We start from the raw sequence: 26117 nt of genomic DNA, 5'->3' as shown, positions 1-26117 counted from the left end.
GTGGCGTTTTCTGCGTTTTCCCGTTGAGTTGTCCACAGGGGACCCGTTAGTCCACAGAATCGAAAAAGGCCCTTTCCTGGTCGGTGGTGGAGGGTCGATCGTGTGCCGCATGACGACGCGACTCAACACCACGATTTCGCTGACCGATCCCGCCGAACTGCTGGCCGCGGTGCCGCACCTGCTGGGTTTCCACCCGACCGACTCGCTCGTGGTCGTCACGCTGCGGGGTCTGCAGGCCGTGTCCCGCCTCGGCGCGACGTTGCGCATCGACCTGCCGTGCCCGCAACACATCCGGGGCTTCGGCGAGCGCCTGCTCACCGGACCGCTACGGCGAACACGCCTCGAGGCGGCGCTGCTCGTCGTGGTGGGGCACCGGCCGCACGTCGAGACGTGCGGCGATGTCTGCGCGGGAACATGCTCACCGGCACCGGAACCATCCGCTGTGGAACCGCTCTCCGGTGGAGGACCGCCGTACGCCGGGCTCGTGGAGGAGATTCGGGAGACCTTCCGGCGGGACGGCATCGGACTCGCGCATGCCCTGTGGACGCCGGAGATCCGGGCCGGTGCGGAATGGTGCTGCTACCACGACCCGGAATGCACCGGTGCGATCCCCGACCCGCGCAGCTCGGCGCTCGCGGCGGCGATGGCCGCCGCCGGTGCGGTGACCTTCGACAGCCGGGACGAACTGCGGGCGCTCGTCGCCCCGGAGTCGCCCGAGGCGGTGGCGCGCGTCTCCGCCAAGCTCGACGCGCTGACCGAGGACCTCATCGAGGGGTCCGACCAGCAGCGGGTGGCCGAGAGCCTGCGGACCGTACTCGGGGCGATCGAGCGCACCGCCAGCGGAGCCGCGCTGACCGAGGACGACCACGTGCGCGTGCTGCTCGCGGTGTCCGACACCAGGGTGCGCGACCTCGTGCTGGGCAGCACGCTCGGCGGCGCAGCCCGCGCCGCTGAGGAGCTGTGGCTGACCCTGGTCCGCAAGGCGCCCGAACCCGAACTGGCCGAGGTTGCGGCGCTGCTGGCCTTTTCCGCCTACCTGCGTGGAGACGGAGCCCTGGCCGGTGTCGCGCTGGAACGCATCGAGCGGACCAGCCCCGACCACCGGCTCGGCACCCTGCTCCGGCGAGCCCTGGACGTCGGCATCCCACCCGCGGAGCTCGCGGTGATCGCCCGCGACGCGGCCGAGGACGCCCAACTCATGATCGAAGAGGACGGTGCGTGGTGATGCGGCTCAACACACCGACCGCGGTGGCGCGGTGGTGCTCACGCGCCCTGGCTGGCGCGGGTGAACTCCCAGGCGTCCCGGACGATCACGGTGAGATCGGTCCGCTCCGGCCGCCAGCCCAGCTCGTCCCGCGCGCGCTGGCTCGACGCCACGAGCGTCGCCGGGTCACCGGCGCGGCGCGGCGCGACCTCCGCCGGGATCGGGTGACCGGTGACCTCGCGGCAGGTGTCGATCACCTGCTTCACCGAGAAACCGGTGCCGTTGCCCAGGTTGTAGATCCGGTGTTGGCCGGCGGTGGCGTGCTCCAGAGCGAGCAGATGGGCGTCGGCCAGGTCGGTGACGTGGATGTAGTCGCGGATGCAGGTCCCGTCCGCGGTGGGCCAGTCCTCGCCGAAGATCTGCACCTTCGCCCGCTGGCCCAGCGCGACCTGGAGCACGATCGGGATGAGGTGCGTCTCGACCGCGTGCCGTTCGCCGAAGGCGCCGTGGGCGCCGGCGACGTTGAAGTACCGCAGGCTCACCGCACCGATGCCGTACGCGGTGGCGTAGGAGGTGATCGCGTGGTCGATGGCCAGCTTGGTGGCACCGTAGGTATTGGTCGGACGGGTGGCGAGGTCCTCGGTGATTGGCGTGACCTCCGGCTCGCCGTAGGTGGCCGCGGTGGAGGAGAACACCAGCCGCGGGGTGCCGTGCTCGCGCATCGCGTCCAGCAATCGCAGCGACGTGACCACGTTGCCGTGCCAGTACTTCTGCGGGTTCTCCATGGATTCGCCGACCAGCGACTTGGCCGCGAAGTGCAACACGCCGTCGAACGACTCCGCCAGCAGGCTGCTCGCCGCGGTCGCGATGTCGGCCTCGACGAACTTGCAGCCGTCCGGCACAGCGTCGGCGTGCCCGGTGGACAGGTCGTCGACCACGACGACCTCGTGGCCAGCTTCCACCAGGCGTGCCGCACACACGCTGCCGACGTAGCCTGCACCGCCTGTGACGAGGAGCTTCACCTGCGTACTGCCTTCCGTGGGAGATCTGCTTCAGTCGCCGTGCCCCGGCGAGCGGCGGCGGTCAACCGGTGGTCACCGGTCCCGCCCCGCACCCGCGGAGGGTACCGCCGTGAACAGCCGGGGCGCCGCGAGGTGCTCCCGGGCGAACGCGGCCTGGACGGCGCGCTCGATCTCGGGCCGCTGCGCGGTCGGGACCAGGGCGATCGCGGAACCGCCGAAACCGCCGCCGATCATCCGGGCGCCGAGCGCACCAGCCGCCAGCGCGCTGTCCACCGCGAGATCCAGTTCCCGGCAAGAGACCCGGTAGTCGTCGCGGAGGCTGACGTGCGAGGCCGTGAGCAGGGGGCCGATCTCGGCGTAGCGGCCGCGCCGCAACTCGTCCACTGTGGTCAGAACCCGGTCGTTTTCGGTGACCACGTGCCGGACGAGCGGACGGAGTTCTTCCGGAAGCTTCGGCAGCGCCGCCGACAGTTCCTGCCCCGCCACGTCGCGCAGCGCCTTGACCTCCAGCAGCTCCGCCGCGCGCTCGCAGCCCCGCCGCCGTTCTCCGTAGCCCGATTCGTTGTGCGAGTGCTTCGCGCGGGTGTTGATCACCAGCACCTCGAGGCCGGCGCGGCGGGGGTCGAAGGGGATCTGCTCGCCCGCACCGGAGCGCACGTCGAAGAACAGCACGTGCGCCGCGGTGCAGGACAGGGACGCGGTCTGGTCGAGCAGACCGGTGGGGGCACCGGCGAAGTCGTTCTCCGCCCGCTGCACCAGCCGCGCGATCTCCTCCAGGCCCGGAGCGGCCGGCGTGCCCGGAGCGCGCTGCACCGTGTCCAGCAGTGCCAGCGCCACCGCGCATTCCAGGGCGTGCGAGGACGACAGCCCGGCGCCCGTCGGCACCTCGCCGACGATCATCAGATCTGCGCCGCCAACCGGATACCCCGCGTCGCGGAGCGCCCACGCGACGCCCGCGGGGTAGGCGAGCCAGCCGGTCGGGTCACCTGGCCGCAGCTCGTGGACGGAGGCGACGGTGCCGCGGTGCAGTTGCCCGTCGTTGCCGAGCGTGGCGACGGACAACCGCCCGTCGTCGCGGGGGCGGACGGCGACGGCGGTGCGCTGCGGGAGTGCGAAGGGGAGCACGAACCCGTCGTTGTAGTCGGTGTGCTCACCGATCAGATTGACCCGCCCGGGGGCGGACCAGACTGCGCTCGGCGCGCAGCCGTGTTCCTCGGCGAACAGTGCCGCCGCGCGGTCCGCCGGAGTCACTTCGGGCGCACCATGACCGCGTGCGCGATGCCGACCGGCAGCTCGGTGCTGCCGTTGGCGCCGCGAACCTCGATCGGCTTGTTCGGTCCCACTACCGAGACGATCTCCACCTCGGCGCCCGGCACGACACCGACGTCCTTGAGCTCACACATCAGGTCGGGGTCGAGCTGGACGTGCTCGGCGATGCGGCAGATGATCGCGCGCCCACCGCCGTTGCGGGCGATCTCGTCGACCCGCTGCAGGTCGCCGTCGGCCGGCGGCTCGACGTGGTCCACGCCGAGTTCGTCCAGACCCGGGATCGGGTTGCCGTAGGGCGAGGTGGTGGGGCCACCGAGCAGCTTGACGAGCTTGCGCTCGACGGCTTCGCTCATCACGTGCTCCCAGCGGCACGCTTCATTGTGGACGTGCTCCCATTCGAGACCGATCACGTCGACGAGAAGCCGCTCGGCGAGGCGGTGCTTGCGCATCACGCTGATGGCGCGGGCACGGCCGGCCTTGGTGAGTTCGAGGTGGCGATCTTCGGCGACGGTCAGCAGCCCGTCGCGTTCCATGCGCGCGACGGTCTGGCTCACCGTGGGGCCGCTTTGCTCCAGACGCTCGGCGATCCGGGCCCGGAGCGGCACTACGCCCTCTTCTTCAAGGTCGTAGATGGTGCGGAGGTACATCTCAGTGGTATCGATGAGATCGTTCACGTCGGCTCCCCATTCAGTCCCAACCACGATGCTAGTCGTCCCCGGCGACAGCAGTCAGTGGTCGGGGAGTTGACTTCCAGGATTTCCGACAGACCTCGTCGCCGGGCTACGAAAGGCCGTCATGCATCCTTTGATCAGTGCTGATGATCTCATGGCCGCACTGCGCCAGGAGCCGCACCCGACGCTGCTCGACATCCGTTGGTCGCTGCTCGGACCGCCGGGTCGGCAGGACTACGAGGCGGGCCACCTGCCGGGAGCGGTGTTCGTGGACCTCGACGCCGAACTGGCCGCCCCACCGGGACCGGCGGGGCGGCATCCGCTGCCGGATCCGGCGGCCCTGGAGGGTGTCCTGCGGCGGGCCGGCGTGGACCGCGGTCGGCCCGTGGTGGTCTACGACGCCGACAACGGTTCGGCCGCCGCCCGCGCCTGGTGGTTGCTGCGCTGGGCCGGGCACGAGTCGGTGGCCGTCCTCGACGGCGGCTACGCGGCCTGGACCGCCGAGGGGCGGCCCACCACGACCGAGCAGCCGACACCGCGGGAGGGCGACTTCCGGGTCCGCCCGGGCTCGATGCCGGTGATCGACGCGGACGAGGCCGCGCGGCTGGCCCGGGAGGGCACGCTGCTGGACGCCCGCGCGCCGGAGCGCTACCGGGGCGACGTCGAACCCCTTGACCCGCGGGCTGGGCACATCCCGGGCGCGGTGAACGCCCCGTTCGCCGCGCACGTGGCGGCCGACGGCCGGTGGCGCTCGCCGGAGGACCTGGCGAGGCACTTCGCCGACCTCGGGGTGGGCGGCTCGGGACCGGTCGGCGCTTACTGCGGCTCAGGGGTCACCGCCTGTTCGGTGCTGCTGGCGTTGGAGCACGCCGGGCTGACCGGGCCGGACCGCCCGGCAGCGCTCTACGCCGGGTCGTGGTCGAACTGGTCGGCGGACCCGGACCGGCCGGCCGCGACCGGACCGGAGGCCGGATGAGGAGGTGACGCCGACCAGGCACGTGCTCCAGGCACTGTGTTCGGGGACACAGGCCAGGTAGCGTCCGGGGCATGGGTTCTCAGTGCGCTGTGGTGTGGGACGAGTCGGTGCTCGACTACGACCTCGGCGGTAACCATCCGCTGCATCCCGTCCGCCTGGAGCTGACCATGCGGTTGGCCCGCTCGCTCGGTGTCCTCGATGGGGTTGAGGTCCTCGCACCCGAGCCAGCCTCCGACGCGGACCTGGAGCGGGTGCACCGTCCCGAATACCTGGCGGCGGTGCGTTCCGCCCCGCTGGCGGGGTCGGAGGTCGGCCACGGCCTGGGCACCGACGACAACCCGATCTTCGACCGGATGCACGAAGCGGCCGCGCTCATCGCGGGGGCGTCGATCCAGGCGGCGGAGCAGATCGTGTCGGGCCGGGTCGACCGGGCGGTCAACATCGCAGGCGGCCTGCACCACGCCATGGCCGACCACGCGGCCGGGTTCTGCATCTACAACGACTGCGCGGTGGCCATCGCGTGGATGCTGGCGCAGGGGGTGGAGCGCATCGCCTACCTCGACGTCGACGTGCACCACGGCGACGGGGTACAGGCGGCGTTCTACGACGACCCGCGCGTGCTGACCATCTCGCTGCACCAGCACCCGCTCACGCTGTGGCCGGGGACCGGCTACGCCACCGAGGTCGGCGCCGACGGTGCGGACGGCACCGCGGTCAACATCCCGCTGCCGCCGGGCACCGGGGACGCCGGGTGGCGGCGCGCCTTCCACGCGGTGGTGCCCTCGGTGCTGGAGTCGTTCCGGCCGCAGGTGTTGGTGACCCAGTGCGGGGCGGACGCCCACCGGGAGGACCCGCTGGCCGACCTGTCGATGACCGTCGACGGGCAGCGCGCCACGTACCAGGACCTGCGGGAGCTGGCGGAGCGGTGCGCGGGTGGCAAGTGGCTGGCCCTGGGCGGCGGTGGCTACTCGCTGTTCCGCGTCGTGCCGCGGGCGTGGACGCACCTGCTGGGCACGGTGCTGGACCGCGACATCGACCCGGCGACGACCATCCCGCAGGAGTGGATGTCGCACGCCGTGCGGGTCGCGCACAACGTGCCGCTGCCGACCTCGATGACCGACGGTGCCGACCCGGCGTTCGAGCAGTGGGCCGGGGTGACCACCGCCGAGGTGGACACGTCGATTCGCAAAGCACGGCACGCCGTGTTCCCGTTACACGGTCTCGACCCGGTCGACGCCCGCGACTGAGGAGTCCGAAGTGGACGGTATTGCGCAGGAGCCGGAGCAGGCGCAGGCGGACTACCCGCGGCAGTGGGAGGCCGACGTGGTGCTCTCCGACGGGGGCACCATGCACCTGCGGCCGATCACGCCCGACGACGCCGAGAAGCTGGTCGCCTTCCACGGCAGGCTCAGCGACCGGACCCGGTACTACCGCTACTTCGGTCCGTACCCGCGGATGCCGAAACGCGACGTGGACCGCTTCACGCACGTCGACTACGTCAACCGCGTGGCGCTGGTCGCACTGCTCGGCGACGACATCGTGGCGGTGGGCCGCTATGACCGGCTGGGCGAGCAGAAGTCGGCCGAGGTCGCGTTCGTGGTGGAGGACCAGCACCAGGGCAGGGGCCTGGGCTCGATCCTGCTGGAGCACCTGGCGGCCGCGGCGCGGGAGCGCGGGCTGCGGCGGTTCGTGGCGGAGGTGCTGGCCGAGAACTCGAAGATGGTGCGGGTGTTCCTGGACGCCGGCTACCAGGTGAGCCGGGCCATGGAGGAAGGCGTCGTGCACCTGGAGTTCGACATCGACCCCACCGAGGAGTCGGTGGCGGTGGCCCGTGCCCGGGAGCAGGCCGCCGAGGCCCGCAGCGTGTACAACCTGCTGCGGCCGCGTTCGGTGGCGGTGATCGGCGCGTCCACGGACCGCGCGAAGATCGGCCACGCGGTGCTGACGAACCTGCTCACCGCCGACTTCACCGGCCCCGTCTACCCGGTCAACCCGGAGCACCGCTCGGTGCGCGGCGTGCGAGCCTACGCCTCCGTGCTGGACATCCCGGACGAGGTCGACCTGGCGGTGGTGGCCATCCCCGCCGCCGGGGTGACCGAGGTGCTCGACGCGTGCCTGGCCAAGGGCGTCAAGACGCTGGTGATCGTCAGCTCCGGGTTCAGCGAGACCGGGCCGGCGGGCCGCGAGGTGGAGCGCGAGATGGTCCGGGCGGCGCGGGCGCACGGGATGCGCGTGGTCGGTCCGAACGCGCTCGGCGTGGTCAACACCGACCCGGAGTTCCGGCTCAACGCCAGCCTCGCGCCGCACCTGCCCGGCCGGGGCCGCACCGGGTTCTTCTGCCAGTCCGGTGCGCTGGGTGTGGCGATCCTGGAGACCGCCACCCAGCGGGGGCTGGGGCTGTCGACGTTCGTCTCGGCGGGCAACCGGGCCGATGTGTCCGGCAACGACCTGCTGCAGTACTGGCAGACCGACCCGGCCACCGACGTGGTGCTGCTGTACCTGGAGTCGTTCGGCAACCCGCGCAAGTTCGCACGGCTGGCCCGGCGGCTGGCCCGCACGAAGCCGATCGTGGTGGTGAAGTCGGGCCGCAACGCGGTGCGGCCCGGCCTGGCGGCGACGTCGGTCCAGATCGACGAAACCAGCGTGCAGGCTTTGTTCGAACAGTCCGGCGTGATCCGCGTCGAGTCGGTGGCGCAGATGTTCGACACCGCGTTGCTGCTGGCGCACCAGCCGCTGCCACCGGGCGAACGGGTGGCGATCGTGGGCAACTCCTCGGCACTGGGCATGATCGCCGCGGACGTCGCGCAGGCGCAGTCGCTCAAGCTGGCCGGTGACCCGGTGGACGTGGGGGCGTCCGCGGGGCCGGAGGAGTTCGCGGCCGCAGTGCGCGACGCGGCGCTGCGCGAGGACGTCGACGCGCTGGTGACCGTGTTCGCGCCCCCGGTTGCCGTTCCCGGCGCCGCGTACGCGCGTGCGATGCGCGAAGCCCTGCAGGAGGCCGACGTCGCCCGCTCGAAGCCGGTGGTGACCACGTTCCTGGCCGCGGAAGGCGTGCCCGACGAGCTCGTGGTGCCCGGTCCGGACGGCACCGCAGGCAAGGGCTCGGTGCCGTCGTACCCGAGCCCCGAGCGGGCGGTGCTGGCGCTGGCCCGCGTGACCCGGTACGCACAGTGGCGTGCCGCGCCGAAGGGCCACTTCGTGCGCCCGCAGGGGGTCGACGCGGATCGCGCGAGGTCCCTGGTCGAAAACTGGCTGGCGGCGGACGTCACCGGGCTCACCGACGACCAGGCCGTGGAGCTGCTCGGCTGCTACGGCATCTCGGTGGTGCCGTTCCGGCAGGTCGACGGGGTGGAGCAGGCCGTGGCCGCGGCCGTGGAGCTGGGCTACCCGGTGGCGTTGAAGGCGGTGAGCGACACGTTGCGGCACCGCAGCGACCTGGTGGGCGTCCGGCTGGGGCTGGGCACCGAGGACGCGGTGCGGGCGGCGTACGCCGACATGCGTCGTGTCTCCGGGCTCGATGCGGTCTACGTGCAGCGCATGGCTCCGCCGGGCACCTCGTGCGTCATCGACCTGACCGACGACCCGTCGTTCGGCACGCTGGTCTCGTTCGGGCTGTCCGGGGTGGCGAGCGAACTGCTGGGGGACAAGGCATACCGGGCACTGCCGCTGTCCGATGTGGACGTGTCGGCGCTGGTGCGCGCGCCGCGGGCCGCGCCGCTGCTGACCGGGTACCGCGGTGCGGAGCCGGCGAACCTCGCTGCCCTGGAGGACTTGGTGCTGCGGGTGGCGACGCTGGCCGAGGACCTGCCGGAGGTGCGCGAGCTCGCGCTGCAGCCGGTGCTCGCCTCGCCGACGGGCGCCAGCGTCACCGGTGCCAGGGTGGCGATCGGGGCGTCCCCGGCGGCGCTGGACGCGGGGCCACGCCGGTTGCGTTGACCTCGGGCTGTCCTGAAACTGCATCGTTTCGTTAATCTTGCGCCGTGGCCCACGACGCAGCCGACCGACCCGCAACCGAGCCGCGCTCGACCGTCCTCGGCCTGGTGGCCGCGGGACCGCACCGCATCAAGGTGCGCGCCGCGGCGCAAGAAGACCCGGCCAGCCCGGTGGTCGTCCTGCTCCCGGCGATGGGCGTGCCCGCCCGTTACTACCGCCCGTTCGTCGCCGACCTGCACGCGCAGGGGTTGTCGGTGGTGACCTTCGACATGCGCGGCCAGGGCGAGAGCACCCCACCGGCGGCGCGGGGCGTGCGGTACGGCTACCAGAGCCTCATCGACGACGTGGACGCCGTCCTCGACCTCGTGGCGTCGTTGCACCCGCAGGCGCCGCGCTTCCTGCTCGGCCACAGCCTCGGCGGGCAGATCGCGCTGCTGCACGCGGCCAGCCACCCGGGGCGGGTGCAGGGCATCGTCCTGGTGGCATCCGGTTCGGTGTGGTTCCGCAGCTTCACCGGTGTGCACCGGCTGCGGATACTGCTCGGCACGCAACTGGTGGCCGCGCTGTCCACGCTGTTCGGCTACTGGCCGGGACACCGGCTCGGCTTCGGCGGCCGCCAGGCCGTCGACCTGATGCAGGACTGGGCCCGCCAGGCCCGCACCGGTCGCTACCGGTTGAACGGATCGGCGACCGACTACGAGGCCGCGCTGCGGACGGTGCGGCAGCCGCTGCTGACCGTCAGCGTCTCCGGCGACAAGCTGGCCCCGCGGTCCTCAGTGGATCACCTGGCGGGCAAGGCGGAACTCGCGCCGCGGACCGCCCGGCACTACTCCCGGTCGGCTGCCGGGGCGGCCAGCCTCGGGCACTTCAGCTGGGTGCGCAACGGCGGCGAGCTGTCCCGCTGGATCCGGGACTGGATCGCCGCGATCGCGCCCAACGCCGCCAGCTGGACGACCAGCGCGCCGAAGTAGCCGAGGCCGGTGTCCCCAACGAGGGAGAAGGAACCGAGCGTCATCGCGTTCGCCGTCCACATTGGAAGATGCAGGGCAGCGCCGATCCGCGCGGCGAGCATCAGCAGGTGCGCGCGCACTCGCCGACGGCGAGCGGCACCCACTGCGGCCGGCCCTGCGGTGCGTCCGGGACGGCCGTGGTCTGCGGTGTGGACGGGACGGTTGTCGACATTCCTCGGCAACTCCATCGCACGGGGCAGCAGCCCGACGAACCACGCAACCCGCGCAGGTCGCCAGCGGTTCCGAATTGTGGGAAAGGTGTGGATGCTTCGGCGGCGGGTTCTGCGCAACCACTCAGCGCGGCAGCTCCGTCCAGAGGGCATGAGACGCCTACACACCACAGTGGGCGCAGCGGCTCTGCTCCTCGCCCTGTCCGCCTGCGCCCAGCCAGCCAGTGATGACGTCGGTTTCGGTGGCCAGCCCCCCGCACCCCCGGGACCGGTCCAACCGAAACCCGAACAGGAACGCACCCCGGTCGCCGAGTCGGCGCTGGACACGTCGCGACTGCCGAAGGGCTATCCAAAGAAGGTCTGGACGCAGGACGGCGGCACCGTCGTCGTGGCCACCGGCCAGGAAGGAGGCTGCAGCAAGGTTCGCGCCGAGGTGGCCGAGCAGACCGTCGACCACGTCAAGGTCGTGTTCGTCGAGGAAACCCCGGAGCCGCCGGGCATCTGCACCATGGACCTGCGCTACCCGCCGGTGGCCGTGCGGCTCGACGCGCCGCTGGACGCGCGCAAGGTCGTGCTGGAACAGCGGGACGTCAAGGTTCCGCGCTGAGTGCGCACCGCGGCACTGCTGATCGCTGAGGAAACCCGGTAACCACGAGCTGTTGTCGATACCGCCGACAATCGCGTCGCGCGGACCCGACGGGTCCGCGGATGCGTCACCACGCCGTGCTCCCGCAGGAGGTGGGGCTCCTGCGGGAGTTCAGGCATGTCACCGGGCGAACGTGATCTGCAGCGTGGGTTTGGTGGCGTCGGCGAAGAAGTCGTTGCCCTTGTCGTCGACGACGACGAAGGCCGGGAAGTCCTCGACCTCGATGCGCCAGACGGCCTCCATGCCCAGCTCGGGGTACTCCAGCACCTCGACCTTGCGGATGCAGTCCTGGGCCAGCCGGGCGGCGGGCCCGCCGATGGAACCGAGGTAGAACCCGCCGTGGGTGCGGCACGACTCGGTCACCTTGGCGGAGCGGTTGCCCTTGGCCAGCATGACCAGCGAGCCGCCTGCGGCCTGGAACTGCTCGACGTAGGCGTCCATGCGGCCGGCGGTGGTGGGGCCGAAGGATCCGGAGGCGTAGCCCTCCGGGGTCTTGGCCGGCCCCGCGTAGTACACCGGGTGGTTGCGCAGGTAGTCGGGCATCGGTTCGCCGGCGTCGAGCCGCTCGGCGATCTTGGCGTGCGCGATGTCGCGCGCCACCACCAGCGGGCCGGTCAGCGACACCCGGGTCTTGACCGGCAGCTTGGACAGCTCGGCGCGGATCTCGTCCATCGGCTGGTTCAGGTCGATCTTGACGACCTCGTCGGAGAGCTGCTCGTCGACCACGTCCGGCAGGTAGCGGGCCGGGTCGCGCTCCAGCTGCTCCAGGAACACGCCCTCCGGGGTGATCTTGGCCTTGGCCTGCCGGTCGGCGGAGCAGGACACCGCGACCCCGACCGGGAGCGACGCGCCGTGCCGTGGCAGCCGGATCACCCGCACGTCGTGGCAGAAGTACTTGCCGCCGAACTGCGCGCCGATGCCGAACTGGCGGGTCATCGCCAGCACCTGCTGCTCCATCTCGACATCACGCAGCGCGTGCCCGGACGGTGAGCCCGCGCGCGGCAGCTCGTCGAGGTAGCGGGCGGAGGCCAGCTTGGCGACCTTGAGGTTGAACTCGGCGGACATGCCACCGACCACGATCGCCAGGTGGTAGGGCGGGCAGGCCGCGGTGCCCAGCGACCGCAGCTTCTCCTCCAGGAACCGCGCGAGCCGCGTCGGGTTCAGCAGCGCCTTGGTCTCCTGGTACAGGAAGGTCTTGTTGGCGCTGCCGCCGCCCTTGGCCAGGAACAGGAACTCGTAGTGCGGATCGGTGCCGGCCTTGTTGTAGAGCTCGATCTGCGCCGGGAGGTTGGTGCCGGTGTTGCGCTCGTCCCAGAAGGTCAGCGGCGCCATCTGCGAGTACCGCAGGTTGAGTTCCTGGTATGCGTCGAACACACCACGCGCCAGCGCCTCCTCGTCGCGGCCTCCGGTGAGCACCGTTTCGGTGCGCTTGCCGATGATGATCGCGGTGCCGGTGTCCTGGCACATCGGCAGCACACCGCCGGCGGACACGCACGCGTTGCGCAACAGATCGGTGGCCACGAACCGGTCGTTCGGGCTGGCCTCCGGGTCGTCGATGATCGCGCGCAGCTGCGCCAGGTGGGACGGCCGCAGCAGGTGCTGAATGTCCTTGATCGCCTCGGTGGCCAGTGCGGTCAGCGTGGTCGGCTCGACTTCGAGGAATCTCCGCCCGGCTGCCTCGATGACCCGGATTCCTTCGGTGGTCACCAGGCGGTAGTCGGTGTTGTCGGGGCCGAGGGGGAGCACCTCGGTGAAATCGAACGTGGTGGTCACGTCGCGGCTCCTTTGCGCGCGTTCGGGTACGCGATGCCCCATGAAACCGCGTGGTGGATCAGCACGTTCATGGGGGTGGGCCAGATGTGACGAGCACCGATCCGGGCAGGTGCTGGCCGAGCGGAGCCGCACCTGCGAGGCTGGCGAACCGACACCCGAGGAGCCGAGTGACGGAGGTCACCGTGGCGATGGCAGATCGCAGCAAGGCGCTGGGCCGCCTGGCCAACCTTCGCGACCTGGGCGGCCAGCCCACCGGAGACGGCGCGTGGACCAGGGCGGGCGTGGTATACCGCAGCGATGCGCCGCGTGCTGGCGACCGGTCCCCGGACGGCGTGCCGCAGTGGCCACCGAGGCTCGTGGTGGACCTGCGTGACACGGCGGAGGTCGGTGACCAGGAGCATCCCCTGGCGACGGTCACGGAGGTGCAGCGGGTGCCGCTGCTGGAGGACATCGACCAGGCCGACCTGGACGTCGACGAGGACGCGCACGAGCTGACCCAGCTCTACCAGTCGATCCTGCAGGGCGCACCGAAGAAGCTGGTCGAGGTGTTCCGGCTGGTGCTGGACGCGGACGGGCCGGTGCTCATCCACTGCGCGGCCGGCAAGGACCGCACCGGGGTGACGTCGGCGCTGCTGCTGGGTGCGGTCGGGGTGTGCCGGGACGCGATCGTGGCGGACTACGTTCGCACGGACCGCAACATGTACCGGGTGCTGCAGCGCCTGGAAGTGGCCCCGGCTCTCCCGCCGGGCGTGGACGAGGACATGGTGGAGGGGCTCATGTCCACGCCCACGGAAGCGATCGAAAGCGTCCTGAGCACCTTCGAGGCCCACGAGGGCGGAGCGGCGGGCTGGCTGCGGGCCCATGGCGTGACGGAGGACGAGCTGACCCGCTGGCGCCGGAGGTTCACCGAAGAACCCTGATGGGATCTACCGGGTCGGCTGGAACACCGAGCTGGGTCGAGAGGCCGGACCCGTCCGGACGACGACCCCGGCCTCCCGGAGAACGCGGTGCGAACACCGCGAAGCACCAACCCCGGGACCAGAAAGGCTGACTCCAGCAGCGCGCAGGGTCAACGAGCCAACCGGGTGGAAAACCATCGACCCGCGCAGCCGCCCGCTCAGCTCGCGTAGGCGCGCAGGCGGTCGGCGCGATCGCCGTGCCGGAGCTTGGACATGACCTCGCGCTCGATCTGCCGAACCCGCTCGCGGGACAGGCCGAACGCCTTACCGATCTGGTCCAGCGTGCGCGGCTGGCCGTCGTCGAGGCCGTAGCGCATGCGGATCACCGCCTGCTCCCGCTCCTCGAGGGTGGCCAGCACCCGGCGCAGGTCGTCCTGCAGGAACCCGGAGATCACCGCGTTCTCGGCGTCGGCGGATTCGGCGTCCTCGATGAAGTCGCCGAGCGGGGCGTCCTCCTCGGCGCCGACCGGCATGTCCAGGCTGACCGGGTCGCGGGAGTGGTCCATCAGGTCGAGGATCTTCTCCACCGGGATGCCGGCCTCCTCGGACAGCTCCTCGTCGGTGGCCTCCCGGCCCAGCTTCTGGTGCAGGTCACGCTTGATCCGGGCCAGCTTGTTGACCTGCTCGACGAGGTGGACGGGCAGGCGGATGGTCCGGCTCTGGTCGGCCATGCCGCGGGTGATGGCCTGGCGGATCCACCAGGTGGCGTAAGTGGAGAACTTGAAGCCCTTGGTGTAGTCGAACTTCTCCACCGCGCGGATCAGGCCGAGGTTGCCCTCCTGGATGAGGTCCAGCAGCGGCATGCCGCGGCCGGTGTAGCGCTTGGCGAGGCTGACCACCAGGCGAAGGTTGGCCTCCATCAGGTGGTTTTTGGCCTCGCGGCCGTCCCGGACCACGGCGTTGAGGTCCGCGCGCCGCTCCGGGGAGAGGTCCTCGCTGGTCTCCAGCAGGTGCTTGGCGAAGACCCCGGCCTCGATGCGTTTGGCGAGGTCGACCTCCTCCTGAGCGGTGAGCAGCGCGGTGCGCCCGATGCCGTTGAGATAGACGCGAACCAGGTCCGCCGATGGGCCCTGGGTGTCGAGCTCCTCGGCGATGGGGGCGTCTGGCTTGGTGGTCTGCGGGACGGTCATTGAGCTCCCTCCCTGGCGGGCTGGCTTGGCGGGCGCGAATTCACACTGCGCGCCGTTGCGTGGTGTGCAGGACGCGTACGCTCGGTGGTACGAGCGGCACGTCGCCGACTCCTTGGGCGATGTCGCCACCGCCGCGACTCGGGGGTCACGGCCGCTGTCGGCATGCCTGTCGAAGCTTCGTTACCCGGAAAACGACCGGCGCGCCGAATTCGTTCCCGGGTTTCTCGATGGGAGACGTCGCGGCCGTCACACCTGTTGCGCCGCCAAGCCTGAGAATTCGCTGAGAGCACCCGTTACATTCAAACCTCCACCAAAAGTGTGAATGGTCCGTCGTTGACGCTCTCCACCGCCATCATCGCGCCGAAGACCCCGGTGGCCACCCGCGCGCCGCGCTCACGCAGCGCGTCCACCACCGCGTCGACCAGCGGTTCCGCCTGCTCGGGGCGGGCCGCCTCGGTAAACGACGGGCGGCGGCCCTTGCGGGTCGAGCCGTAGAGCGTGAACTGACTGACCACCAGCAGCGGAGCCCCCGTGGTGGCGCAGGACTCCTCGTCGCGAAGCGCCCGGATCTCGTGAAGTTTCCGGGCCATTTTGGCGACTTCGGCCGGACCGTCGGAATGCGTCACACCCAACAGCACCAACAGGCCGGGCTCTTCGATCTTGCCGACCACGACGCCGTCGACAGTTACTGAGGCCCGAGTGACCCTGGTGACGATTGCTCTCATCGGGCCTCACCGGTCCATTCCGCCGGAACGACCATTCCGTGCCGGATCAGTTCGCGCACCACCGGGATGGCGGCCGCGGACAACTCCTCGACGTTTTCCCCGTACCCCACGGCGAGCAGTTCCAGGAGTTCGCCCAGCGGCAGCGCGCCCCGGAACCCGGCGAGTAGGCGGACGCCGAGCTCGTCGACCTCGTGCTGCCAGCCGGGCCCGTCGGTGCGGTGCAGCCGGTGCACCACCGGGCTCCAGCCCTCGTCCCCGGGGGCGGAGACCTCCTCCAGTACCGTGCTGTCGGCCGTCACAAGGCGGGCGCGCAGCAGCGCCTCGGCGGAGCCGTGCGCGCGCAGCCAGTCCACCCGGCGCAGCCACTGGTCGGACTCCGGTCCCAGCGGGTCATCGTAGGCGTGCCGCAGGTCCTCGCAGACCACTTCGCCACGGGCGTCGGTGCGGCGCAACGTGACGAACCCGAAGCCGATACCGATCACGTCGTTGGCCTCGAACCAGTCCAACCACTCGGTGGCCTTGCGCATTCCGATCTCGGACCGCGGGTCGTAGCCGGCGTCGCGCAGCCAGGTACCCACGTAGAGCTCGGGGTCGGCCACGTCGCGCTGCACGAACCAGGCGTCGACGCCCACGCCCGGCGGCAACCACCCGCTGACCCGGTCCTGCCAGTCCTCGCCGTCACGGTGCACCCAGGAGGCCAGCAGCTGGCCGGTGCCGCCATCATTGAGGAACGCGGGCAGCTGGCGCACGACGAGCGCGCTGGCGTCGTCCCCGGCCAGGCCGGAGTCGCGGTACACGAAGTCGGTGCGGGGCGGGCCGACCACGAACGGCGGGTTGCACACCACCAGGTCGAACCGGCGGCCCCGCACCGGATCGAACCACTCGCCCTCGGCCAGCTCCACGTCCACGCGGTTGAGCCGGAACGTCGCCTCGGCCAGGGCCAGCGCGCGCTTGGAGACGTCGGTCGCGGTGATGCGTTGCGCGTGGGTGCTTGCGTGCAGGGCCTGCACACCGCATCCGGTGCCCAGGTCGAGCACCGAACCCACCGGGCGCCGCGAGGTTGCCCGGACGAGGCTCAGCGAGGCGTGGCCGACGCCGAGCACGTGGTCGGTGGCGACCGGGCGCCCGCCGCGCAACTCCGAGTCCAGGTCGGAGACCACCCACCACGACTGGTCCCCCACACCGTGCGGACGCACGTCGAGCCCGGCGCGCAGCTGGTCACCATCGGGCACGACCAGCCCGGCGTCGAGTGCCTCGGCCAGCGGCAGGGGAGCCAGCGCGGCTTCGACGGCGCTGCGCGGCTCGGTCAGACCCAGCAGGAACAGCCGGACGAGAGTGCCGAGGGCGCCCGCGTCGGCGGTCGCGCGCAGCGCCGGGACGGGCTCGCCGCGCCCGAGCGCGCCATGCGCCGCGGGGCCGAGCAGGTCGACGACGCCGTCGGCGTCGTACCCGGCGGCCTCGAACGCCTCGCGAAGTCGGTCGATGCGGTCATGGGACAGATCTGGAATCACACCTCCGATCCTCACAGACCGCTGTTCGAGCAGCGCCCGCGGACCGCACCTCAGGGCGCACGGCAGCGCACGGAACCCTCCGCCCTGTCCACGGCGCGGTGCTCAACGTAGACGTCATTCTCGGTGCGGGGCTCAGCTGCGTTGTAGTTCCTCGCGAGCCACGCGGCGGGCGATTTCTTCGACCTCAGCCGGCGTGATGCTCCTGGAGTCATTCCTGTGCACCGCCTGAGTGAGAAGCCGTCGAACGAGTGCGGAGGTGGGAATGTGCTCGGCGGCTGCCTGACGCCGCAAATCGGCGTCGAGGAACCGGCTGATGCGCAGGTGGAGCGACACGTCTAAGGCGGCGGCGTTTTCGGCCACCTCGGCTTCAATCGCTTCGTCCTAAAGACACGTTGCGGGTTGTTTCCCTGGCAGGTCAGAGGTCATCCGGCAACGCCTACGAAGTCCGAAAGAGTTCGCAGGTCCCGCTTGATGCTGCTGGAACGGCCCTGGCAGGAGGCGCTGCGGCTCGATCCGCAGAGCGTCAGCGACTTCGATGATCGTGGAGAGCCGATCGAGGTCTCTCGACCCGCGCTCGATCTGAGACAGCCATTCCTCGCTCTTGCCAAGCAGCCCCGACAGGACTGCTTGGCTATAGCCCCGCCTTCGGCGGTAGTACGCGATGCGTTCACCAACCGTCGCGTCATCCTGTAGCCGCATATCGCCAGCGTAGACTTATGGAAACAGAAACGAGACAGCGGCACTACTGGCGGCCAACCGGATCCCGTACGAGAGCACAGGAATTCGACACGCGTTTGACGGGCGCAGATGGGACGGCTTGCCGGACCACACCTCGGTCTGCGGAAAACCAGTGAAACTGTCCGACGCAGCGAGACAGAGTGGATCACGTATCCAACTGTCTCGAATGTAACGAGACTCTCAAGGCACGGAATGCCTGAACTTCAGCATCGGTGGCCTGATGGCAGCCTGGTGGAGCCTCACCCAGATTGCCGACTGCTCTGGGAAAGCAGGATTCATCGGGTTCCAGTGGTCCAGGACAGACAAATTCATCTGCTGTGTGCGGTATCCCCGGACGGTGATGCAGACCCGGCTCGATGCCGGAGCCCCTCTTGCCGCAATACCCGGCATCGAGTCGTGCGGCCGGGCTGGTGTGCCCCCCGACACGCCAGCCCGGCCGCTTCCAAGAGAGGAGCTGAACACGAGAGCACCGCCACACGACCGCGCCCTTCACCGGGAAGCGGATGGTCTCAGGCCGCGGCGGCGGCGCCGGGGCTCTGGTAGCGGTCGACGTACTCCTGGTTGGACAGCTCGGCGATGGCGTACATGATCTCGTCGGTGATCGACCGCAGCACCGGCAGCGAACTTTCCATCCCCGCGTAGCGGGAAAAGTCCAGGGGATCGCCGAAGCGCACCGTCACCGGGTGCAGTCGGGGGATCTTCGTACCACGCGGCTGCAGCTTGTCGGTGCCGATCAGGCCCACCGGCACCACGGGCGCACCGGTGCTCAGCGCCAGCCGCGCGACGCCGGTGCGGCCCCGGTACAACCGGCCGTCGGGGGAGCGGGTGCCCTCGGGGTGGATGCCGAAGGCGCCGCCTTCGCGCAGCACCTTCTCGGCGCTGTCCAGCGCCTCCTTCGCGGCGCGCCCGCGCCCGCGCTCCACCGGGATCGCACCGAGCGAGCCGAACAGCCACCTGGTGAACGCGCCCTTGGCCCCGGTGCCCTGGAAGTACTCGGCCTTGGCGAGGAAGGCCACCGGCCGCGGCAGTACCAGCGGGACGATGAAGCTGTCGAGCACCGCGAGGTGGTTCGGGGCCAGGATCACCGGACCGGTCGCCGGCACCTTCTCGGCCCCGACCACGGTCGGCCGGTAGACGGTCCGAGCCAGCGCCCCCACGACCCGTTTGCTCACCTGGTACAGCATTCACCCTCCCGAACCGTCGATCCCGGACGAATCTAACCCGGCCGCGTTTCGCGCGTGCGTCCCGGCGGTCACCCCTGTGGTTCCTTCGCGTCGACCGGGTCGCCCCGGGTGCGGCGACCCGGGCCCAGGGTGTCGCCGACGCCGTCCGGGTGGGAGCATGGCAGGTGGAGGTAGCGTCGTGGACAGCTCACATCGTGACGACACCCCGGTTCTGATCACCGAGGCCCAGCCGTCATTGGACGATCAGCAGGCGATGCGTCGCCGCAGGTACGCGATCATGATGGCCAGCCGGGTCCCGTGCCTGGTGGCTGCGGCGGTGGTGTTCCAGGTGTGGCAGTTGTGGTGGTTGTCACTGGTCATTCTGGCGATCTCCATCCCGCTGCCCTGGATGGCCGTGCTCATCGCGAACGACCGCCCCGCCCGCAAGCGCGAGAAGGTGCACTGGTTCCGCCGGTCGCACCGGGCCCTGGAAGCCCGCAACCACCAGGTCATCGAGGGTGCCTGAATCCGAGGCCCGCGGTTGGCACGTCGACGGTTGCGGACGTGCGCATGAGTGGTGCGGCATCATGGGGGCATGAGCACGATGACGCTGCCGGAGACCGACACCCGGAACGAGACCACTGACCAGACCAGTGACAACCGTCCGGAGCTGTTCCACTACGTGCAGAAGGACAAGGTCGCCGAGAGCGCGGTCATGGGAACGTACGTGGTGGCCCTGTGCGGTGAGGTGTTCCCCGTCACCAGGGCGCCGAAGCCCGGCTCCCCGGTGTGCCCGGAGTGCAAGGAGATCTTCGACTCCCTGCCGCCCGGCCAGGACTGACGACCGGCGACGCACCAGCGCGGGAGCTCAGCTTCCGCGCTGTTCGGCTTGTTCGTCCACCCGCTCCGGTAGCGGCGTGCCGTTCGGTGCACGGGGGGCCTCCTTCGGCGTGTCCTGGACCTGGCCGTTGCGCCACGCCCGGTAGCCCTCCTCGGTGTGCATCCGCTGGGCCAGGCGCTTCATCTCCAGCCGTCGCCACCGGCGCCGCTCCCGGCGGGTCATCTTGGCCGGGTACATCTCCTGGATGGCGTTGTTGAACTGCGCCCCCATGATGATCGCCAGCCCGATGAAGAACGCAAACAGCAGGAACCAGATCGGCGTGGCCAGCGCGCCGTAGGTGTAGCCGGTGCTGGTCACCCACGTCAGGTAGACGCGCAGGCCGATGCTGGCGCACAGGAAGATCACCATCGCCAGCAGCGCCCCGGGTAGGCCACGGTGCCATGGCAGCTTCCGCGGCAGCGACACCTTGTACAGCGTGGCCAGCGCCAGCACCAGCCCGATCGCCGCCGCCGGGTAGTAGAACGCCTGGATCAGCCAGGCGATGTCGTCCTGGTAGTCCCGCGGGAAGAACGAAACCAGCCAGTCCGGGCCGATTGCGATGATCGGCAGCCCGACCACCGCGAGCACCAGACACACCAGGTACAGCAGCAGTGCGAAGATCCGCTGCCACACGCTGTTGCGCACCAGGTACTGGTTGTAGGCCAGGGTGATCGAGTCCACCAGCGACGCCAGCGCCGACGAGCCCGCCCACAGCGACAGCAGGAAACCGAGCGAGACGATCTCGCTGCGCCCCCTGGTGAGGATGTCGGCCACGGTCGGCCCGATGATCTGGTCCACCACGTTGGCGGTGAACACGGTCCGCGAGAACGCCAGGATCTTGTCGTGCACCGCGTCGACGACCTCGGGACCGAACCAGTCGCCGAGGAAGCCCACGCTGCCCAGCAGCCCGAGCAGCAGCGGCGGCATGGACAGCGTCTGCCAGAACGCGGCCGCGGCCGACTCCGAAAAAATGTTGTCCCACCATGCCTTGTCCAGCGTGCGCAGGATCAGGCGCAGTGGTCCTCGTCGCACCGGTGCGTCCCGTGGTGCGGCGGTTGCACTGTGCCCCCGGCGTTCTGGCGGACTCGGCGAACCCATGACACCCATAAGGATGCTGCATCGGCTGCTCCGGTGAGCGTCGGCCCGGGAAAACCGGAGTGTCGGTCGGCTCTGCTCCGGCCGAACCCGGATTGATTGCGGCGCGGAGGTAAGCTGCACGGCGGCCCGCAGCCGAGTCGATCGACATGTGCGCGCGGGCAGTCACAGGGCTGTGCAATGGGGCGCCCTCATCGTCCGGTAGGGGAGACAGAGGAAGGAGCGGCGAGCCGGCGTGTCCGAAGCGCAACTCGACCAGTCCGTTTCCGTGCTCAGCGACCCCTCACAGGCCCCTTCCCGACCACTGCGCGCCTGGCAGCGGCGAGCCCTCACCAAGTACCTGTCGACGAAGCCGCAGGACTTCCTGGCGGTCGCGACGCCCGGCGCGGGCAAGACCACCTTCGGCCTGCGGGTGGCGGCCGAACTACTGGCCGACCGCACCGTCGAGGCGGTGACGGTGGTCGCGCCGACCGAGCACCTCAAGCACCAGTGGGCACTGGCCGCCGGTGGCGCGGGCATCCCGCTGGACTCGAACTTCCGCAACAGCGACGGCATCACCTCCAGCGACTACCGCGGCGTCGTGGTGACCTACGCGCAGGTGGCCGCGCACCCGGCGCTGCACCGGGTGCGCACCGAGCGACGCAAGACGCTGGTGATCCTCGACGAGGTGCACCACGCGGGTGACACGAAGTCCTGGGGGGACGCGATCCGCGAGGCGTTCACCCCGGCGGTGCGGCGGCTGGCGCTGACCGGTACGCCGTTCCGCAGCGACGACTCGCCCATTCCGTTCATCAACTACGAACCCGACGCCGACGGCGCGCTGCGCAGCCGCCCGGACCACTCCTACGGTTACTCCGACGCCCTCGCCGACGGCGTGGTGCGTCCGGTGCTGTTCCTCGCCTACTCGGGCGAGGCCCGCTGGCGCACCAGCGCCGGGGACGAGTACAGCGCCCGCCTCGGCGAGCCGCTGACCGCCGAGCAGACGGCCCGGGCCTGGCGCACCGCCCTCGACCCGTCGGGGGACTGGATCCCGGCCGTGCTGCAGGCCGCCGACACGCGGCTGACGCAGCTGCGCAGCGGTGGGATGCCGGACGCCGGCGGGCTGGTCATCGCCACCGACCACGTGACCGCCAAGGCGTACGCCAAGACCCTGCAGAGCATCACCGGCACCGAGCCGACCGTGGTGCTCTCCGACGATCCGCAGGCGTCCGGCCGGATCGCCGAGTTCGCCGAGTCCGACGACCGCTGGATGGTCGCGGTCCGGATGGTCAGCGAGGGCGTGGACGTGCCGCGGCTGGCGGTCGGCGTTTACGCCACCAGCGCCTCGACACCGCTGTTCTTCGCGCAGGCGGTGGGCCGGTTCGTGCGGTCCCGGCGGCCGGGCGAGACGGCCAGCATCTTCCTGCCCAGCGTGCCCGTGCTGCTGGAGCTGGCCAGCCAGCTGGAGGCGCAGCGCGACCACGTGCTGGGCAAGCCGCACCGGGAGAAGGACGGCTGGGACGACGAACTGCTGGCCGAGGCCAACCGCAGGCGCGACGAGCCCGGTGAGGAGGAGAAGGCGTTCACCTCCCTCGGCGCGGAAGCCGAGCTGGACCAGGTCATCTACGACGGCTCGTCGTTCGGCACGGCCGCCTTCAGCACCACCGAGGAGGAGCAGGAGTACCTGGGGCTGCCGGGGCTGCTGGAGCCCGACCAGGTGCGGGCCCTGCTGCGGCAGCGGCAGGAGCAGCAGCTGGTGGACGTCGCCAAGCGGGAGGCCGAAGCGAAGGCCGCCAAGGCCGCCGAGCAGGCCCAGCAGCGGGCCCGGCCGCAGACCGTGCAGGAGCGGCTGCAGAAGCTCCGCAAGGAGCTGAACACCCTGGTCTCCCTGCACCACCACCGGACCCGCAAGCCGCACGGCAAGATCTACAACGAGCTGCAGCGTGTCTGCGGCGGACCGCCGACGGCGATGGCCACGGTCGAACAGCTGGAGGAGCGCATCGCCACCATCCGCTCCTGGTGACCGCGTCGGCGCCGCTGAGCGCCGTGCACGGGCTTCGCCGGACAAAGAAAGGGGCCCCGCAGAAGCGAGTTCTGCGGGGCCCGGTGTGTCTGGCGGGCGCTTACTCCTCGTCCTGCTGCAGGTCGGCGTGCACCTCGCGCAGTCCGGCCTCGTAGGCCCGGGCGTGGTGCCCGCAGAACAGTAGCTCGCCACCGGACGGCAGTACGGCGCGAAGCTTGGCAGCGGCCCCGCAGCGGTCGCAGCGGTCGGCGGCGGTCAGCTCGGGGCGGGTGAGCGTTCCCGGCATCGTGATCTCCCTCCGTCCCGGCGCCGGAATTCTCCGACGCCCTCGATCCGGCTACGACCACCGGTGGCCCGCTGGCTGCTGGGTCGGTGCTCGTTGGCTCCACTCTTGCAGACGCTCGGGGCATAGTCAGTGTTCCCGCGCCGGGTCGCGACGGTCGTCACCATGAAGTACCCGGTTGCAGCAGCAATGTGCGCGGAGCGTGATCAACACGGCGAAACCCGTTGTGACAAGGGAAAACAGGTCCTCGCTCGGCTGCTCGGGTGATCCCGCGGACGATCAGGTGCCGGAAATGCGGTGGTTCAGATCACAAAACGCGAGTCCGTGCGGCAGCGCCATTTCCGCTGCGGGCGAACAAGAATTCCCACCAGACGGACGGGTTTTCCGGCATCCCACGCCGATGTCGACGTCACCACGCGTGCGCAGTCCAGCGCGCAGCGGAATCGAGCGGAACGACCCGCAGCCCGCGCACGGCAATGCCGCCGACCCGAGGGCGCGGGCCGACGGCATCGCCTTGCGTTTCAGTCAGTCCAGGTAGTCGCGCAGCACCTGGGACCGCGACGGGTGGCGCAGCTTCGACATCGTCTTGGACTCGATCTGGCGGATCCGCTCCCGGGTCACGCCGTAGACCTGGCCGATCTCGTCCAGCGTGCGCGGCTGGCCGTCGGTGAGCCCGAACCGCAGCCGGACCACGCCCGCCTCGCGCTCGGACAGCGTCGCCAACACCGACTGGAGCTGGTCCTGCAGCAGCGTGAACGACACCGCGTCCACCGCGACGACCGCCTCGGAGTCCTCGATGAAGTCGCCGAGCTGGCTGTCGCCCTCGTCGCCGATGGTCTGGTCCAGGGAGATGGGTTCCCGGGCGTACTGCTGGATCTCCAGCACCTTCTCCGGGGTGATGTCCATTTCCTTGGCGAGCTCCTCCGGCGTGGGCTCGCGACCGAGGTCCTGCAGCAGCTCACGCTGGATGCGGCCGAGCTTGTTGATCACCTCGACCATGTGCACCGGGATGCGGATGGTGCGGGCCTGGTCGGCCATGGCGCGGGTGATGGCCTGGCGGATCCACCAGGTGGCGTAGGTGGAGAACTTGTAGCCCTTGGTGTAGTCGAACTTCTCCACCGCGCGGATCAGGCCGAGGTTGCCCTCCTGGATGAGGTCCAGGAACGCCATGCCGCGGCCGGTGTAGCGCTTGGCGAGGCTGACCACCAGACGGAGGTTGGCCTCCAGCAGGTGGTTCTTGGCGCGTTCGCCGTCCCGCACGATCCAGCGCAGGTCGCGCCGCAACTGCGTGGGGACCTCCTCGCCGGACTCCTCGATCTGCCGCAGCCGCTCCGCGCCGTAGAGCCCGGCCTCGATGCGCTTGGCGAGCTCCACCTCCTCCTCGGCGTTGAGCAGTGCGACCTTGCCGATCTGCTTCAGGTAGGCGCGCACGGAGTCGGCCGAGGCGGTCAGCTCGGCGTCCTTGCGGGCCTGCCGGAGCGCCTCGGACTCCTCCTCGTCCCAGACGAACTCGCCGGACTCCTTGGCGTCGTCGTCCGGAACCGGGTCATCCGGGATGTCCACATCCACGTCGGCGAGGTCGCCCACGTCCGGTGACGTCAGGTCGGCCTCGATCGGTTCGTCGATCTCCATGCCCTCGCCGCTGCCCTTGGCGGGAGCCGACTTCGTCGACCTCTTCGCCGTGGCTTTGGCGCCCTTCTTGGACCCACCGGACTTCGCGGTGGTCTTCCGGGCCGTCGACTTCGCACCCGTGGAGCTCTTCGAGGTGCTCTTGCGCGCGGCGGTGGGCTTCGTCTGCTCGACGTCAGACGAAGCAGCCGCCTCCGAAGCTGGGGTGGCCTTGTTCTGGCCCGACTGGGACTGGGCACCGCGTGCGGTTGCAGCGGAGCTGGAGCGTCGGGTTGCGGTTTCTGCGGCTGCCACGTACGCCCTTTCGCGACGGTCGATCAGGGCTGGCCGGAGGGCGCGAAACCTCGGCCGCCAAAGGTCGGGGACAACCCACCCTGCGTCTCCGGCGGGGACGCGTACGGTGCGCTTCCCCGGCGGGGACTTCCAACCAGGTGGGCCGTGTTCCATTGTAACCGCGACGCGGGAGTGCGGTTCCGCCGCAAGGCGGAGTCCGCGCGTCCCGCGATGTGCTGTGCGGTTGCCGTGTCAGGCGTTCTGCCTGGTCGTGGCGGCGGTCGCGGCCCCGACGATGCCGGCGTCGTTGCGCAGCGCCGCGGCCACCACCGGGGTGCGCGTGTCCAGCAGCGGAATCCACTTGTGGCCCTTCTTGCTGACCCCGCCGCCGGCGATGATCAGGTCCGGCCAGAGGAACCGCTCCAGCGCCTGGATGTAGTTGCTGACCCGGGGCGCCCACTCCGAGTAGCTCAGCTCGAGGTTGTCCTTCACCGACGCCGCCGCCTGCGTCTCGGCGTCGTGGCCGTCGACCTCGATGTGGCCGAACTCGGTGTTGGGCACCAGCTTGCCGTCGATGAACATGGCGCTGCCGATGCCGGTTCCGAAGGTCAGCACGACGACCAGCCCGCGGTGCCCGGCGCCCGCGCCGCTGCGCATCTCGGCGATCCCGGCCGCGTCGGCGTCGTTGAGCACCACCACGTCCTCGCGGGCGCGACCCAGCCGCTCGGCGAACAGGGCCTGGGCATCGGTACCGATCCAGCCCTTGTCGACGTTGGCCGCGGTGAGGGCCGTGCCGTCCTTGATCACGCAGGGCAGGGTGATCCCGACCGGGCCGGTCCAGGAGAACTTCTCGACGATCTCGGCGACCGCGTCGGCCACCGCGTCCGGCGTCGAGGGCTGGGGGGTGGGGATCCGCATGCGCTCCTCGGCGAGCACACCAGCCTCGACGTCCACCAGACACCCCTTGATGCCCGACCCGCCGATGTCCACGCCGAAACCGCGGGCAGTGCCCATGGCTGATCCTTCCTATTCGATTCAGACCAAGGTGTGCAGAC

Annotated in this window: 24 protein-coding genes; 10 read left to right on the top strand and 14 right to left on the bottom strand. The window is 70.5% G+C overall.

Annotated elements, in window-relative coordinates:
- Positions 1–109 precede the first annotated feature (109 nt).
- Positions 110–1225 (top strand): DUF4192 domain-containing protein, encoded by a 1116-nt coding sequence (locus IEY17_RS18770; RefSeq protein WP_188989557.1) that lies wholly within the window; start codon positions 110–112, stop codon positions 1223–1225.
- A gap of 38 nt (positions 1226–1263) precedes the next feature.
- Here IEY17_RS18770 and galE read toward each other — a convergent pair whose 3' ends face one another.
- The 3 genes from galE to IEY17_RS18755 all read right to left on the bottom strand — a co-directional run bounded on the left by galE (position 1264) and on the right by IEY17_RS18755 (position 4169).
- Entirely contained in the window at positions 1264–2226 is a 963-nt protein-coding gene (galE, locus tag IEY17_RS18765; RefSeq protein WP_188989555.1) for a UDP-glucose 4-epimerase GalE, read from the bottom strand.
- A 72-nt stretch (positions 2227–2298) separates the two neighbouring features.
- Positions 2299–3477: a galactokinase gene (galK, locus tag IEY17_RS18760; protein ID WP_188989553.1), complete on the bottom strand. Its 1179-nt coding sequence runs from the start codon at positions 3475–3477 to the stop codon at positions 2299–2301.
- Positions 3474–4169, bottom strand: coding sequence for an iron-dependent transcriptional repressor DtxR (locus IEY17_RS18755; protein ID WP_188989551.1), 696 nt, complete (start codon positions 4167–4169; stop codon positions 3474–3476). The genes galK and IEY17_RS18755 overlap by 4 nt, the downstream gene beginning before the upstream one ends.
- Positions 4170–4290: 121 nt before the next feature.
- On the opposite strand from IEY17_RS18755, the gene IEY17_RS18750 reads away from it, so the two are divergent.
- The 5 genes from IEY17_RS18750 (at position 4291) to IEY17_RS18730 (ending at position 10862) form a co-directional block, all read left to right on the top strand.
- A complete protein-coding gene (locus tag IEY17_RS18750; protein WP_188989549.1) occupies positions 4291–5142 on the top strand; it encodes a sulfurtransferase in 852 nt (283 codons plus the stop codon).
- A 71-nt stretch (positions 5143–5213) separates the two neighbouring features.
- The gene (locus tag IEY17_RS18745) at positions 5214–6389 is read left to right on the top strand and encodes an acetoin utilization protein AcuC (RefSeq protein WP_188989547.1); all 1176 of its coding nucleotides are present in this window, start codon (positions 5214–5216) and stop codon (positions 6387–6389) included.
- Positions 6390–6399: 10 nt separating this feature from the next.
- Positions 6400–9078: a bifunctional acetate--CoA ligase family protein/GNAT family N-acetyltransferase gene (locus IEY17_RS18740; RefSeq protein ID WP_229680297.1), complete on the top strand. Its 2679-nt coding sequence runs from the start codon at positions 6400–6402 to the stop codon at positions 9076–9078.
- Positions 9079–9122: 44 nt separating this feature from the next.
- Positions 9123–10046 carry an alpha/beta hydrolase family protein gene (locus IEY17_RS18735; protein WP_188989545.1) on the top strand — a complete coding sequence of 308 codons (924 nt, stop codon included), beginning with the start codon at positions 9123–9125 and terminating at the stop codon, positions 10044–10046.
- Between the two features lie 360 nt (positions 10047–10406).
- Positions 10407–10862, top strand: a complete 456-nt coding sequence (locus tag IEY17_RS18730; RefSeq protein WP_229680296.1) for a hypothetical protein — start codon at positions 10407–10409, stop codon at positions 10860–10862.
- A 159-nt stretch (positions 10863–11021) separates the two neighbouring features.
- Here the strand turns inward: IEY17_RS18730 and IEY17_RS18725 are convergent, their stop codons facing one another.
- Positions 11022–12716: a fumarate hydratase gene (locus IEY17_RS18725; RefSeq protein WP_229680295.1), complete on the bottom strand. Its 1695-nt coding sequence runs from the start codon at positions 12714–12716 to the stop codon at positions 11022–11024.
- Positions 12717–12841: 125 nt separating this feature from the next.
- On the opposite strand from IEY17_RS18725, the gene IEY17_RS18720 reads away from it, so the two are divergent.
- On the top strand, positions 12842–13594 hold the full coding sequence (locus tag IEY17_RS18720; RefSeq protein WP_229680294.1) for a tyrosine-protein phosphatase: 753 nt from the start codon (positions 12842–12844) through the stop codon (positions 13592–13594).
- A gap of 197 nt (positions 13595–13791) precedes the next feature.
- Here IEY17_RS18720 and IEY17_RS18715 read toward each other — a convergent pair whose 3' ends face one another.
- The 6 genes from IEY17_RS18715 to IEY17_RS18690 form a co-directional block, all read right to left on the bottom strand.
- Positions 13792–14763, bottom strand: coding sequence for a sigma-70 family RNA polymerase sigma factor (locus tag IEY17_RS18715; protein ID WP_188989541.1), 972 nt, complete (start codon positions 14761–14763; stop codon positions 13792–13794).
- A 299-nt stretch (positions 14764–15062) separates the two neighbouring features.
- The gene (gene dtd / locus IEY17_RS18710) at positions 15063–15488 is read right to left on the bottom strand and encodes a D-aminoacyl-tRNA deacylase (protein ID WP_188989539.1); all 426 of its coding nucleotides are present in this window, start codon (positions 15486–15488) and stop codon (positions 15063–15065) included.
- Entirely contained in the window at positions 15485–16999 is a 1515-nt protein-coding gene (locus tag IEY17_RS18705; RefSeq protein WP_188989537.1) for a N5-glutamine methyltransferase family protein, read from the bottom strand. The genes dtd and IEY17_RS18705 overlap by 4 nt, the downstream gene beginning before the upstream one ends.
- Positions 17000–17131: 132 nt before the next feature.
- The gene (locus IEY17_RS18700; protein ID WP_188989535.1) at positions 17132–17359 is read right to left on the bottom strand and encodes a hypothetical protein; all 228 of its coding nucleotides are present in this window, start codon (positions 17357–17359) and stop codon (positions 17132–17134) included.
- A gap of 21 nt (positions 17360–17380) precedes the next feature.
- Positions 17381–17698 (bottom strand): helix-turn-helix domain-containing protein, encoded by a 318-nt coding sequence (locus tag IEY17_RS18695; RefSeq protein ID WP_188989533.1) that lies wholly within the window; start codon positions 17696–17698, stop codon positions 17381–17383.
- A 548-nt stretch (positions 17699–18246) separates the two neighbouring features.
- Positions 18247–18921 carry a lysophospholipid acyltransferase family protein gene (locus tag IEY17_RS18690; protein ID WP_188989531.1) on the bottom strand — a complete coding sequence of 225 codons (675 nt, stop codon included), beginning with the start codon at positions 18919–18921 and terminating at the stop codon, positions 18247–18249.
- Positions 18922–19078: 157 nt separating this feature from the next.
- Between IEY17_RS18690 and IEY17_RS18685 the strand changes: the two genes are divergently transcribed.
- Positions 19079–19426, top strand: a complete 348-nt coding sequence (locus IEY17_RS18685) for a DUF3099 domain-containing protein (protein ID WP_188989529.1) — start codon at positions 19079–19081, stop codon at positions 19424–19426.
- A 69-nt stretch (positions 19427–19495) separates the two neighbouring features.
- The gene (locus tag IEY17_RS18680; protein ID WP_188989527.1) at positions 19496–19741 is read left to right on the top strand and encodes a DUF3039 domain-containing protein; all 246 of its coding nucleotides are present in this window, start codon (positions 19496–19498) and stop codon (positions 19739–19741) included.
- A gap of 27 nt (positions 19742–19768) precedes the next feature.
- Here IEY17_RS18680 and IEY17_RS18675 read toward each other — a convergent pair whose 3' ends face one another.
- The gene (locus tag IEY17_RS18675; protein WP_229680293.1) at positions 19769–20812 is read right to left on the bottom strand and encodes a YihY/virulence factor BrkB family protein; all 1044 of its coding nucleotides are present in this window, start codon (positions 20810–20812) and stop codon (positions 19769–19771) included.
- 298 nt (positions 20813–21110) lie between these two features.
- Here IEY17_RS18675 and IEY17_RS18670 point away from each other — a divergent pair, with 298 nt between their 5' ends.
- Entirely contained in the window at positions 21111–22877 is a 1767-nt protein-coding gene (locus IEY17_RS18670) for a DEAD/DEAH box helicase (RefSeq protein WP_188989523.1), read from the top strand.
- A gap of 100 nt (positions 22878–22977) precedes the next feature.
- On the opposite strand, the gene IEY17_RS18665 is transcribed toward IEY17_RS18670, so the two are convergent.
- From IEY17_RS18665 to ppgK, 3 genes are all read right to left on the bottom strand, one after another.
- The gene (locus IEY17_RS18665; protein ID WP_188989520.1) at positions 22978–23163 is read right to left on the bottom strand and encodes a DUF7455 domain-containing protein; all 186 of its coding nucleotides are present in this window, start codon (positions 23161–23163) and stop codon (positions 22978–22980) included.
- A gap of 522 nt (positions 23164–23685) precedes the next feature.
- Positions 23686–25083, bottom strand: coding sequence for an RNA polymerase sigma factor (locus tag IEY17_RS18660; protein ID WP_229680292.1), 1398 nt, complete (start codon positions 25081–25083; stop codon positions 23686–23688).
- 231 nt (positions 25084–25314) lie between these two features.
- The gene (gene ppgK, locus IEY17_RS18655) at positions 25315–26076 is read right to left on the bottom strand and encodes a polyphosphate--glucose phosphotransferase (RefSeq protein ID WP_188989516.1); all 762 of its coding nucleotides are present in this window, start codon (positions 26074–26076) and stop codon (positions 25315–25317) included.
- Between the last annotated feature and the right edge of the window lie 41 nt (positions 26077–26117).

Source organism: Saccharopolyspora thermophila (assembly GCF_014646075.1).
Classification (GTDB): Bacteria; Actinomycetota; Actinomycetes; order Mycobacteriales; family Pseudonocardiaceae; genus Saccharopolyspora; species Saccharopolyspora thermophila.
Note: the sequence above shows the minus strand (reverse complement) of the source record. Positions and strands in the feature narration are given on the sequence as shown.